This window comes from Ruegeria sp. CDSA034 (assembly GCF_059612275.1).
Genome location: NZ_JBXWQH010000005.1, coordinates 186,952 through 199,523, shown reverse-complemented (window position 1 = coordinate 199,523; position 12,572 = coordinate 186,952). Strand labels below are relative to the sequence as shown.

At 56.9% G+C, this 12,572-nt stretch carries 11 protein-coding genes; 8 read left to right on the top strand and 3 right to left on the bottom strand.

What is annotated here, in order from left to right; genetic code table 11:
• Positions 1 to 14: 14 nt before the first annotated feature.
• The 5 genes from AC2FLJ_RS11650 to AC2FLJ_RS11630 all read left to right on the top strand — a co-directional run bounded on the left by AC2FLJ_RS11650 (position 15) and on the right by AC2FLJ_RS11630 (position 4,751).
• Positions 15 to 1,115, top strand: coding sequence for an FAD-binding protein (locus AC2FLJ_RS11650; RefSeq protein ID WP_496705907.1), 1,101 nt, complete (start codon positions 15 to 17; stop codon positions 1,113 to 1,115).
• A gap of 4 nt (positions 1,116 to 1,119) precedes the next feature.
• Positions 1,120 to 2,436, top strand: coding sequence for a glycolate oxidase subunit GlcF (gene glcF, locus AC2FLJ_RS11645; RefSeq protein WP_496705905.1), 1,317 nt, complete (start codon positions 1,120 to 1,122; stop codon positions 2,434 to 2,436).
• Between the two features lie 118 nt (positions 2,437 to 2,554).
• Positions 2,555 to 3,349, top strand: a complete 795-nt coding sequence (locus AC2FLJ_RS11640) for a trypsin-like serine peptidase (RefSeq protein WP_496705904.1) — start codon at positions 2,555 to 2,557, stop codon at positions 3,347 to 3,349.
• Positions 3,346 to 4,161, top strand: coding sequence for a trypsin-like serine peptidase (locus AC2FLJ_RS11635; protein WP_496705902.1), 816 nt, complete (start codon positions 3,346 to 3,348; stop codon positions 4,159 to 4,161). The genes AC2FLJ_RS11640 and AC2FLJ_RS11635 overlap by 4 nt, the downstream gene beginning before the upstream one ends.
• A 122-nt stretch (positions 4,162 to 4,283) precedes the next feature.
• The gene (locus tag AC2FLJ_RS11630; protein ID WP_058276541.1) at positions 4,284 to 4,751 is read left to right on the top strand and encodes an Hsp20 family protein; all 468 of its coding nucleotides are present in this window, start codon (positions 4,284 to 4,286) and stop codon (positions 4,749 to 4,751) included.
• 254 nt (positions 4,752 to 5,005) lie between these two features.
• On the opposite strand, the gene AC2FLJ_RS11625 is transcribed toward AC2FLJ_RS11630, so the two are convergent.
• The 3 genes from AC2FLJ_RS11625 to AC2FLJ_RS11615 all read right to left on the bottom strand — a co-directional run bounded on the left by AC2FLJ_RS11625 (position 5,006) and on the right by AC2FLJ_RS11615 (position 9,783).
• Positions 5,006 to 5,695: a hypothetical protein gene (locus AC2FLJ_RS11625; protein ID WP_496705900.1), complete on the bottom strand. Its 690-nt coding sequence runs from the start codon at positions 5,693 to 5,695 to the stop codon at positions 5,006 to 5,008.
• Between the two features lie 300 nt (positions 5,696 to 5,995).
• The gene (locus AC2FLJ_RS11620) at positions 5,996 to 8,179 is read right to left on the bottom strand and encodes an esterase-like activity of phytase family protein (RefSeq protein ID WP_496705898.1); all 2,184 of its coding nucleotides are present in this window, start codon (positions 8,177 to 8,179) and stop codon (positions 5,996 to 5,998) included.
• A gap of 128 nt (positions 8,180 to 8,307) precedes the next feature.
• Positions 8,308 to 9,783: an NAD-dependent succinate-semialdehyde dehydrogenase gene (locus AC2FLJ_RS11615; protein ID WP_058276539.1), complete on the bottom strand. Its 1,476-nt coding sequence runs from the start codon at positions 9,781 to 9,783 to the stop codon at positions 8,308 to 8,310.
• Between the two features lie 283 nt (positions 9,784 to 10,066).
• Between AC2FLJ_RS11615 and AC2FLJ_RS11610 the strand changes: the two genes are divergently transcribed.
• Genes AC2FLJ_RS11610 through AC2FLJ_RS11600 form a run of 3 tightly spaced genes read left to right on the top strand, consistent with a single transcriptional unit; the run spans position 10,067 to position 12,568 of the window.
• Positions 10,067 to 11,146, top strand: coding sequence for a hypothetical protein (locus tag AC2FLJ_RS11610; protein WP_496705896.1), 1,080 nt, complete (start codon positions 10,067 to 10,069; stop codon positions 11,144 to 11,146).
• Positions 11,136 to 11,453, top strand: a complete 318-nt coding sequence (locus AC2FLJ_RS11605; RefSeq protein ID WP_145974870.1) for a hypothetical protein — start codon at positions 11,136 to 11,138, stop codon at positions 11,451 to 11,453. Before AC2FLJ_RS11610 ends, AC2FLJ_RS11605 begins: the two co-directional genes overlap by 11 nt.
• Positions 11,450 to 12,568: a hypothetical protein gene (locus tag AC2FLJ_RS11600; RefSeq protein WP_496699645.1), complete on the top strand. Its 1,119-nt coding sequence runs from the start codon at positions 11,450 to 11,452 to the stop codon at positions 12,566 to 12,568. The genes AC2FLJ_RS11605 and AC2FLJ_RS11600 overlap by 4 nt, the downstream gene beginning before the upstream one ends.
• Positions 12,569 to 12,572 lie beyond the last annotated feature (4 nt).

Sequence of the window (12,572 nt, the reverse complement as noted above, 5' to 3'; positions counted from 1 at the left end):
AAAGAAGAATTGTCATGAAACCAAAGACAGAAGCCGAACTGGCCGAGATGGTGGCCGGGTTGAATGAACCGGTCCATATCAAGGGAGGCGGTACGCGCGGTATTGCGGGGCCAGACGCGGTGATCGACACCAGCGAGCTCAAGGGCGTCACACTTTATGAACCCGGCGCGCTGACTTTGGTGGCGAAGGCCGGAACACCCGTGGCAGAGATCGAGGCAGCGTTAGATGCAGAAGGTCAGCAATTAGCGTTCGAGCCTATGGATCACCGGGGATTGCTTGGAACCCGTGGAACACCGACCATAGGCGGCGTTGTTTCGGCCAACATATCAGGGCCCCGGCGGGTACAGGCAGGGGCATGCCGCGATTTTCTGTTGGGCGTGCGCTATGTCGATGGCATGGGGCAGGTCGTCAAGAATGGCGGCCGGGTCATGAAGAACGTCACCGGCTATGATCTGGTCAAACTGATGGCGGGATCCTGGGGCACTCTGGGTGTTTTGACCGAAGTGTCGTTGAAGGTACTGCCCAAGCCCGAAGTCGCCGCAACGCTGTCTGTTCAGGTATCTGGTGTGACCACCGCAGTTGCAGCGCTGTCCGCCGCATTGAAATCCCCTTTTGAAGTTAGCGGAGCAGCGTACGACCCGGATATGGGAAGCGCCTTACTGCGCCTCGAAGGATTTGCGAGTTCGGTGACATACCGGTCGGATCAACTGAAATCCCTACTGTCTGGTTTCGGCGAGGTTGCCGAACTTGAGCAGCCCGGAACATTGTGGGCCGACCTGCGTGACGCAGCCGGTTTCCACGAACAAAGCGGTGATGTCTGGCGCATTTCGGTCAAACCCTCGGATGCGCCGGACATCGTTGCACGCATCCCGGCAGATCGGACGTTGTTTGATTGGGGTGGCGGGTTGATCTGGGCCTTGGTGCCGGTTGGTACTGATCTGCGGGCGCAATTGGGCGCGTTTGACGGTCACGCAAACATCGTGCGAGCAGGGTTCGAAACACTGGCCGAACTGGGACGTTTTCAACCGGAGGCGTCCGGGATTAAGGCTCTAACCAAAGGAATTCGTCAAAGATTCGACCCCCGTGGTTTGTTTAATCCGGGGTTGATGGGGTAAGCCGATGCAGACGACGTTCACCGAAGAGCAGTTGCAAGATCCCGCGATCCAAAGATCAAATGAAATCCTGCGAAACTGCGTCCATTGTGGGTTTTGTACAGCCACATGCCCGACCTATCAGGTGCTGGGGGACGAGTTGGATAGTCCACGGGGGCGCATTTACCTGATCAAGGACATGCTGGAAAACGAGCGTGTGCCGGATGAGAAAACGGTCAAGCATATCGACCGCTGCCTGTCATGCCTGGCCTGTATGACCACGTGTCCATCGGGTGTGCACTACATGCATCTGGTCGATCACGCGCGCGAATACATCGAAGAGAACTATAAACGCCCCTTCTCGGATCGTGCGTTGCGTTGGGTACTGGCACAGATCCTGCCTTATCCGATGCGGTTCCGCTGGGCTTTGATCGGGGCGAAGCTGGGGCGGCCATTCCGCTTTCTGATGCCCGACGCCCGGTTGCGTGCCATGCTGGATATGGCGCCCAAACATATCCCGCCCGTCAGTCGCAATGACGACCCGCAGAGATTTCCGGCCAAAGGACCGCAGCGCAAGCGCGTTGCGCTGATGACGGGTTGTGCGCAAAAAGCTTTGAATACTGACATTAACGACGCAACTATTCGACTTTTCACTAGGATGGGATGCGAGGTCGTCGTGGCTGAAGGGGCAGGGTGCTGCGGCGCGCTGACCCATCACATGGGCAAGACCCGTGAAAGCCATGAGGCCGCAAAGGCCAATATCAGGGCCTGGACCACAGAAATGCACGGCGACGGGCTGGACGCCATTGTCATCAACACCTCGGGCTGCGGCACGACGGTCAAGGATTATGGCCATATGTTTCGCAACGATCCCATAATCGAAGACGCGGCGCGGGTGTCATCGATTGCAATGGATATCAGCGAACTGCTGATCCAGCTGGAACTGCCCGAAGGTGAAGAAAGGGGCCTGACCGTTGCATATCATGCAGCTTGTTCTTTGCAGCACGGTCAAAAGATCAAAGCTCATCCCAAAACTCTGCTGAAACAGGCCGGTTTTGCTGTGTTAGAGCCTATAGACAGTCATCTGTGCTGCGGCAGCGCGGGAACTTACAACCTGATGCAGCCCGATATTTCGGGCAAGCTGAAGGACCGCAAGGTCAAAACGCTGGAAGCCAAAAAGCCGGACGTGATCGCGGCGGGCAATATCGGATGCATGATGCAGATCGGCTCTGGCACGGACATTCCCGTGCTGCACACGGTCGAGCTTTTGGATTGGGCAACGGGTGGGCCTGTGCCGCGTGCATTGCGTGAACCAGCCAAACCTAAGGTTCCGGTCCTTAGATAGGCCATGCTGATGCAACTGCGCACCACTCGCCCCGTTAAACAGACGCGGGCGTCATCGCCCTATTTTTGCCGCACCGGAGACGTAGGAAAATACGTCAACAGCAAAGCCGGAGTGCCGTTTGCGAAACTGGATCACAGCATTGGCGCTGGCTTTGACGCCGTTGTCCGCCGCAGCCCAGGATACCGGGTTGAAAAGCCTGGACACCACCGATGCGGGGCGCGCGTGGATGGCGGTCGGGCGCCTGGATATCAAGGACGGCGCCGGGTTTTGCACCGGGACACTGATTTCTCCGACCCAGGTTTTGACGGCTGCCCATTGTCTGTTCGACAAGGTAACTGGTCAACGGATTGACCTGGCAGAGGTCGAGTTTCTGGCCGCCTGGCGTCTTGGGCGTGCATCGGCCTATCGGGCCGCACGTCGCGCTGTTGTTCACCCAGACTACGAATACAGCACCGAGGCAACGGCCTCGCGGCTGTACAATGACATCGCGCTGATCGAGCTGTGGCAACCGATCCGCAATACGAGCGTAATTCCGTTCGAGACCGGAAACCGTCCGGCCCGAGGTGCCGAAGTGGGGGTCGTGTCCTACGCGCAGGATCGGGCCGAGGCTCCCTCGTTGCAAGAAGTGTGCTCGGTCATGACGCGCACATCCAACGTTTTGGTGTTGTCCTGTGACGTCGAGTTCGGGTCGTCGGGCGCACCGGTCTTTTCCTTTGAAGGGGACCGGCCGCGCATCGTTTCGGTCGTCGCAGCCAAGGCCGAATTCAACGGGCAGCGCGTGGCCGTCGGCACCGCGGTCGAAGATTCATTGGAACTGCTGCAGGCAGAATTGTCGGCTGGCCGCGGATTTGGCGTATCTTCCTCCCAAGGAGGGGCACGCCGCAATATTGGAGCAAGGTTCATAAAACCATGAGTCGCTTTTTTCTGAATTTTCTTTTGTTTCTTTCAATTTCCGCCTCTGCAACTTACGCCCAGACCGCCAAGCGCAAACTGACGGACCGCGATGACCTTTACGGGTGGGAGGCGGTCGGACGTCTGGATATCGGCGATGACGGGTTTTGCACAGGCACCCTGATTGCGCAGGATCTGGTTTTGACCGCTGCGCACTGTGCGTTGGACAAGGCCACCGGCGAACCGTACCCGCCGGGAATGGTGACTTTTCGGGCGGGGTTAAGCGGCGAGGACGCATTAGCCGACCGCAAGGTAATTCAAATCGCGGCGCACCCGGATTTCGTGGCAAACGGCCCGGTGTCGGCACCGCGGGTGAAGGTTGATGTGGCTCTGATGCGTCTGGACGAGCCAATCCCATATTCCATCGCCGATCCTTTTGCCCTGCATCAGGGTAGGGTCTCGGGAAATGAGGTCAGCCTGGCCTCATACGGGCGCGGTCGGTCCGAGGCGATTACACGTGAAAGGTCCTGTCGGATATTAGATCGAAACCAGGGATTGATAACTTTCAACTGCGATATCACCTTTGGGTCCTCAGGTTCTGCCTTACTTGCCAAAAACGGCCCGCGTTGGCAGATTCTGTCCGTGGTTTCCGCAGTCGCGTCCAACGGGTATCAGAAAGTAGGATTTGGCATGGAACTATCTGGAATCGTTGCCGAACTAAAGGCGGACCTGCGACGCGATGCGCCGCGTCCACAGGCAACGATCCGCCGGTTGCAGGTCGGGTCCGGCAAGTCGAATTCCGGCGCGAAATTCATCAGCTCGGGCGGGGGTTGAACTCGATCAAATTGCTACCCATGTGAACTGTATCGGGTCGCCACGAACGGGGCCCGTATCAACCAGATGCCCGTCCGAACGGAGGGCAGAACACAGATCGCTCTGATATGAGGATATGACACATGCGTAGTTTTGATTTTGCACCCCTGCACCGTGCCACCGTTGGTTTTGACCAGATCGCCGACATGATGGATCGCGTGCTGACCAATGATGTGGCTCAGCCGAGCTACCCGCCTTACAACATCGAAAAGACCGATGCCGACACTTATCGCATCTCGGTTGCAGTCGCCGGTTTTTCGGAGAATGACCTTTCGGTCGAAATGAAAGAAAACGCCCTTATCGTTGCTGGCAAAAAAGCCGCCGAGGATAAAGAGCGCAGCTACCTGCACCGTGGCATCGCCACCCGCGCGTTCGAACGCCGCTTTGCTCTGGCTGATCACGTACGGGTCATCGGCGCGAGCCATGAAAACGGCATGCTGAACATCGACCTGAAGCGCGAAGTGCCCGAGGCATTGAAACCGCGCCGGATCGAGATTTCTTCGGCCAATGCCATTGAAAAGGACGTGGTCGACGCCAAAGCCGTGAACTAAGGCGACCGCTATACGCCGCGATAATCGTTCCTCTCTGGATTATCGCACCACACGCCCCGCGTTCCTCCAGGCGCGGGGCGAAGTGTTATAGCGAGGCTCTCAAATAGAGCCACTAGGGTATTGAGGTATCGTCGCGCTTGGCAAAAATAATCCACGCTTCAGGTGTTTGCCGTTCGTTGGGGGGTCGAAGATTTCAACGGATTGCGATAGAGGACGCTCTGGTTTTACCCCCAACGAAGATGCGGGCTAGTTCTTCATTTTTTGTGCACGACCAGAACTTGGTCTCTGCGGTGTTTCTGATACCGTGCAGGTTCAATAATGCAGGCCGAAATCTGAGGAATTAGTGCGTTAAATTCTTCGGCTATGGATGGGTCTGAATGTGTAAATTCTCGGTCATTCTGAAAGCTACGAAAAAGTGCGGCAGTCTTTGTTATGCCGGCTAATTCATAGGTTTTTGGCTGCCACCTCAAATCTTCGATAATATAGAGCCCTCCTGAAGCGAGCTTCGGAAAAACCTCTAAAAAAGCACTCTGTTGATGATGACTTGCATGACTTGCATCATCGATCACGATATCTGGCGCTGGGTCAATCTTGCCTGCTGTATTCGCAATTTCCTCTCGGTTATTCATGTCACACCGGTGAAATGTGAAGTGTTCGTGTTCAAACCACGAGAAATCGGAGACATCCAAGCCATGAATTTGTGCCTTCGAAAAGTACTCAAGCCACATTCGAATCGAGGGGCAATCTTTGGTAGCTCGATCTTTGTCGACCCCGTGCTCAGGTCCACCGATCAGAAGGCCCATCTCTAGAAAAACAATTTCGCTATGACGGTAAGGGTGAAACAGCAAATGGTAGAGTTCGGTGTATCGATGTTTTGATGAACCTTTGTCTGATCCATAGCGATCTGCCAATTCGGTCAGATTCTCAGCCTCACTTATGCTCATTCGGCTTACCCTTGGCTTTGCGGTCTATTCGCTTTGATTAAACTCAACACTGCGTTGGTGTAAACTCCCGGAAATCCGGACAAGCCATTTGCTACCAAGCTCCTGGTATTGCCGGCGCCCAAAATGTCACGAATTTCTTGATGGGTCTGCGAGAAGAACGGGGCAGTGTCATTTTCGATACGCGCGATAAAATCACTGATAAAAACCAATTCCTAACTGAGGTATCGCCTTGGTTTCTAGAGCATTGACCACCAAGCCCCGCGCGCAATACGCGGGGCTCAACATAATTCGAGATAGCGCTCAGTTCGCGGCTGTCACCAAACCAATCGACCAGAACATCGTCTCGCCCGAAGCATCGTCGACGCCGTCATTGTCGGTCATCACAAACGCTTCGCCCGAGGGCAGGATGGCCAGACCTTCGATCTTGTCCAGAACGTAACCACCGGTCGAGGTCAGATCAGGCAGCAGGTCGCGGACCTCTTGCTTGTTGACCACGGGCAGGGGACCGCCTAACGGGGCCGGGGTCATCTCTAACAGCGGGATACGGTAGACCTTTTTGGTCACGGCGCGGTGGTCATGCTGATTGTCGCGCTCGATGACATAGACGTGGTCGCCAAAGGCCACGATTTCCGACAGGCCAACCCAGCCCTCTTCCGGGTCCGCTTTGGGATAGTGCACCGCGCCCCATTCTTTGGTCTCAAGGTTGTAGGCCACCAGTTTCACGTGGTTTTCAGGGTCGTCCTTCCATTCGCGCTGAACCGCCATCCACAGGGTGTTGCCAACGCGGGTGATGCCCTCAAAACCAAAACGCTTTTCGACGGCCATAAGCTCAGGTGGCAGGCCGATCTCGCCTTTGCGATCCTTGATCAGGCCATCAGCGGAAACGTGGTAAATCGCATGCGGGATAACACGGTCGGTACGCCCTTCTGAGGCGACGTAGAACCCGCCTTTATCGTCCAGCGTGATGCCCTCCAGATCCAGCTTCTGTGCCGGGTTGCCGTCCTGACGGTGGATGCGGATCACATCCACAATGCGGGCCGGTTTATGGCTGGGGTCGATCTTGAAAATCGAAGGCTGGAAGCCATAAAAGCTGTCGTTGACCGCGTAGATCATGCCGTCCTCATCAGACACCAGACCGGACAGCGCGCCCCAGCCGATCAGCTCATCCGTGTCTGCGGACGTCAGATGCGGATAGGTGGCCGGGGCGTCCTGATATTCGTAGATCATCACGTGTGCACGCGGGCCACCGTCTTCGATCAGGTCCTTTTCATTAGCCGAGATCAGCAGGTTACGTTTCGGGATCGCAACATAACCTTCGGGACCAACGCCTGAAGGCAGCAGCTGTTTCAGAACCGGGTTGGCCGGATCGGTGGCGTCATAGACACCCACAACCGAGGCGCGCTCGGCTCCTACAAAGATCATTGGTGTGTCACCGAAGGTCGCTGCGGTCACACTTTCAGGCTCAACACCTTTGGCGTCCGAGCGTTTGTCGGGATAGTGACCGATCTGGATGATGGCTTTCTCGAAATCGGTGCCGTTCTCGTAAACAACCGCGCCGTCCTTGTGGAAGATCGTCCAGCCGCGCGAGCCGCCCTTATAATCGCCCTCGTTGGCGGTGGCGAAGTGGTTGTCGTCGATCCATTTCACCGCATCAGGCTCACGTAGGCGGCCCTTTTGGCTTTCAGTGAAGATCAGCGCGCCGCGTTCGTCGGTGGCATCGATGCCTTCCAGATCAACCGCGCCGGCCGAGAAATGGCTGACCACGTTGCCGTCCTTGTCGACGACGGCGATGTGGTTGTTCTCCTGCAGGGTTACCACTGTTTCACCCAGATCATTGATGTCCACGAATTCCGGTTCTGGGTCAGTAGGCGCAACCTCCGACAGCCCGGTCAGCGAGGCCATCTTCATGCCCGCGCAATCCAGAGCACCTTCAATCAACGGCACCAGCACCAACGAACCAGCTGGCAGCTGCGGGATGACGCCATCGTTGAGGTCTTCGTCGCGCTCGTTCTCGATCGCCACGGCGACAAAGCTGCCATCGGGAGCAATGGCGACGCTGTCGGGCTGACCGCCCAGGTCACAGGCACCGGTTTCGGCTTTGCCCGCAATGTCGACCGAGACCAGCTTGCCCGATGGGGCGGTATAGCTTTCCGAAGTGTTCACGCCCACAAAAGCCGTCGTGCCAACAATCCCAACCGACGTCGGCTCGCCGCCTACATCCATTGCACCCAGAGGGGCCGGGTTCGCAGGGTCGGTGATGTCGACCATGCCAACTACACCCAACGGGCTGTCGGTATAGACCAGCGTCATACCGTCCGCGGTAGCCGCGATGATCTCGGGCGAGGTTTCGCGGGTGGTATCCGTCCCCTCGGCCATGTTATTGACGACGGGGAAAGACGCAATTCGGTTGAAATTCATTTCTGCCACAGCCTGACCGGCGGTCAGGGCAAGGGCAGATGTCAGGCAGACATAGCGCAATGACATCGGGTGGTATCCTCTCTCACTTGGATGAGAGGGGGATGAACGCGGGTCATTGCAGGGATGTGACGGTTTGTTTGCAGTTTTGTGACAAACCGAATGGCCCCGGCGCTGTGCTCCGGGGTCTTTTCAGATCAGACCGACAGGCAGACGTACTTCATTTCAAGATAATCTTCCATGCCGTGATGGCTGCCTTCGCGGCCCAAGCCGGATTGTTTGACACCGCCAAACGGGCCAAGCTCGGTCGAGATGATGCCGGTGTTCACACCAACGATGCCGTATTCCAGCGCCTCGGCCACTTTGTAGACGCGGCTGAGGTCCTTGGCGTAAAAGTACGAAGCCAGACCAAAGATCGTGTCGTTGGCCATTGCGATCACGTCATCCTCGTCTTCGAACTTGAACAGGGGCGCCAGCGGGCCAAAGGTCTCGTCCTGCGCCACCATCATGTCCTGCGTCACGCCGGTCACGATGGTGGGCTGGAAGAAGGTGCCGCCCAGATCATGCGGCAGACCTCCGGTCAGAACCGCGCCGCCCTTGTCGGTAACGTCTTTGATGTGTTCCTCGACCTTGGCGACCGCTTCTTCGTTGATCAGCGGACCGGTGGTGGTGCCATCGGCCAGACCGTCACCGATTTTCAGTGCTTCGACGGCGGCTTTCAGTTTGGCCGCGAATTCATCGTACACGCCCGCCTGCACATAGATGCGGTTGGCGCAGACGCAGGTTTGGCCGTTGTTGCGGAACTTGCACATCATCGCGCCTTCGACAGCCGCATCCAGATCAGCGTCGTCAAACACGATGAACGGAGCGTTGCCGCCCAGCTCCATCGAGCATTTCATGACCTGATCGGCCGCCTGTTTCAGCAAGATGCGACCTACTTCGGTCGAGCCGGTGAAGGTCAGTTTGCGCACGCCGGGGTTTTCGCAGAATTCCTTCCCAATCTCGCTGGCGCTGGAGGACGGCAATACGTTGAACACACCAGCCGGAATGCCAGCCTGTTCGGCCAGAACGCCCATGACCAATGCGGACAGCGGTGTTTCCTTGGCCGGGCGCGCAACAAAGGCGCAGCCAGCCGCCAGCGCTGGAGCTGCCTTGCGGGTGATCATCGCATTGGGGAAGTTCCACGGCGTGATCGAGGCCGCAACACCGATCGGCTGTTTCAGCACCATGATCCGCTTGTCGCGCTGGTGACCGGGGATCGTCTCGCCATAAACGCGCTTGGCCTCTTCGCCGAAGAACTCGATGAACGACGCGCCATAGCCGATCTCGCCAACGGCCTCGGCCAGCGGTTTGCCTTGCTCGGCGGTCAGGATCTTGCCCAGATCTTCGGCGTTTTCCATCATCAGGTCGTACCAGCGACGCAGAATCACGGCGCGTTCCTTGCCGGTCAGCTTGGCCCATTCCTTTTGCGCGGCCTCAGCTTGTGCGATCGCGCCGGCGACCTGCGCGCGGCTCAGGTCTGCGACTTCGGCTACAACGTCGCCGCGCGCCGGGTTGGTCACTGCAAAGGTGCCATTATCCCCGTCGACCCACTGACCGCCGATATAGGCTTTGGTTACAAGCAGATCGGGGTTTTTCAGGATTGATTTCAGGTCGGTTGTCGCGTCCAGCATGGGTCAGCCTCCGGCAATAAAAATTTGTTAGCACTCAAACATGTGCCTCCCGGATTGTCTATGGCCACCCGTGGGGTCAGATCAATCCAGTTTTCGTATGGTAAACGTGACGTTTTTTGCCTACCGGGGCGCATTCATGCGATCTGAGGCCAAAGTGTCAACCCGCCTATCTTTTTTTGGCGGAGTTTGCCAAAGTTCCACAGGATTGGTTGCCCAAGGGGATGTAAATGATCGTAACATCTCCTATCTTGTTGGGTGCATAATTAAAAAAGGAATAGGACAGATGTCGAACCAGCAGTTTGATGCGTTGATTGAGGAAACGCAGCAAAAAGTGCGCGAAAGCCAGTCTCAGATCGAAGGGCTGACATCCCGGATTGAAGCCGCGCGTTCTAAGATCGGCTCTGCCGAGGCCGACATCGACATCGAAAACGCCACACTTGAGGATGTGCACGCCCATACCGAGGTGATGAACGCCAATATCGCTGAGTTGATCATGGGTCTGGACGACGTCACCAGCGCCTTTTCCAAGGATTTCGATGAGATGCGCTCGAAGTCCAGGTGGGAGACGTTTGTCGGCATCTTCTCGAAAGGAAAATCCGAGTCGATGCGGCAGGAACGCATGCGCACCGCCAATATCGACGACAAGCTGCAGGACCTGATCGCCAAATCCGACGTAATCGTTAAATTGCTGCAAGGGCAGCTATCCGTGTTGGAAGAACAGCGGGTGAAGGTCGAGGAAAACCTGACTGGTACGCTGGATGACCGCGAGGCCACTGTTGCTGAACTAGAGGCGCTGCGGGCCGAGATTCAGGATATGGATCCGACGATTATCACTCTGGAAAACAAGATCAGTGTCGAACAGGACGCCGCCGCGCGGACCCAATTGGAAACCGAACTGGCCGAGCTGAACAAGCAATACAATGCCAAGGTTCAGGAAGAGCAGGTCAAGCTGGCCAAGTCACAAACGCTCGAACGCTACATCGAAAAGGGCAAGACCTGGGTCGACTCCCTACAGAACCAGGCGGCGACGCAGATGGTGCTGATCAACAAGCTGCAGACAGACACGCAACAGCGTGTGGTGCTGTATGACGCCCTGACCAAATCGCTGAAAACCGCGCAGCAGCAGGACGTGGCCCACCGCATCAACGAGATCGGCGTACAGACGGATCAAGAGGCGCAAACCGCCATGGCCGCCATCGGCACTGCGACCAACCAGAAGATGGCCGACATGCTTGAGGCGCATGAGGACCACATGGTCTTTGCCCGTGATGTGCTGGAGAAAAAGGCCAAGGCAGACGAACGCTTTGCCCGCCGGTTCGCCTCGATTGTCGAGAAGCATGATAAGAATTTGTATGGTGGGTAAAAAAGAGTGGTTGCGACGAATGCCATTTTTCTTAGAGCAAGACAAAGACAAGACTTGGGTAGAACGGAACGGTGAGCTTGTTTGGGGTGCAATTGGCCTCGTTTTCCTCATCTGTTTTCTGACGATGATGGCGAATGGGTTTTACCTTTTGAGTGGCGTTGGTGTTCTCGGTGCTTTGTGGTCGGGCTATCGACTGGAAATGTTTCGCAGATCGCAAGGAATTAACAGTGTGCCAACTAATGTCCAAAGCGACGGCAGTCAGTCACCTGGCCCGGACCTAGGTGGTTTTGGTGGCGGTGATGCATGACTGACCCCACTAAAGACCATGTGGGACTAACCGACACCTTCTCCTCGCGCCGCTATTTTCGAAAATTCGAGGTGATCACCGTTCACTTGTTGCGCGTGGCCGCGACGATGGAGGCTGAGGGCGCGATCTCGAAACAAGAGGTGCGGATCGTGTCGCGTTACCTTTCGGGGCTGCTCTACACCTTCCGGGCGCTCTCCATGAAATACCTGCTGGTCGGGCGCGATACGGGCCGGTTCTTTGGCAGCCTCGCCATGGACAAGCGTGACAGCGGATTTCCGGTGGCGGCCGAGCTGCTGACCATGGCCAATGACGCGCAACAGGCGCAGGTGCATCTGGCGAATATGCCGTCTGAAGATGATCTGAAAACAGACATGGTGCGGACGATCATTGGCGATCAGGAAATCCCCACCAAGCTGCAATTCGCCCTGTCTCAAAGGCTCTATTACGAGGAATTGCTAAAGGGTCAGCTGTTCTGGGCCCGCAATGATTCCGAATGCCACTGGATCGGAAATGAGGGCGAGCGGCGCAAGTTCATGATCCACTGGGCGGTTTATGACAGCCAGATCAACCTGCCGGTCATCTACCTGATGCAGTTGGAGGACAGCGGCAAAACCGCCCTGCCTAAAGACCAGCGCCGCTGGCCCGAAGTGCAGGCGCATCTGATGGCGCAAAGCTTAGGCGGTCTGAAACTGGTGACCATTGCCAAAGGCTTCGATCAGGATTTCGACGACCTGCACCCCAAACATCTGCGCCGCATCCACGTGGGACCGATGTATTCCTCGGCCTATACCGAGCAAACCGGCCCGTTGCGGCAGGTACTTGAGGATGCACAGGCACCGCAAGGTCAGGACTGGGCACTGGCCTGGACCACCGAAGAGCTGGAAAGCGAAGAGGTGATCGAAGAGCGCGCCGGATGGTTTTCCACAGTCGAGCGCGAAGTCTTCGCGCTGGACCCATTCGGCGGGCAAGGGGCCGAAACCGGGGCCACGCGCACCCAACGGTCGATCATCTTGCCCCAACGCCCGTTTCAGGTGCTGGCCGAGCGCAATCCGCCGGGATTTGGTGATGTGCGCAAATTCGTGGTCAGCAAGAGCGGGCAGGTGCTGAGATATTGAAGAC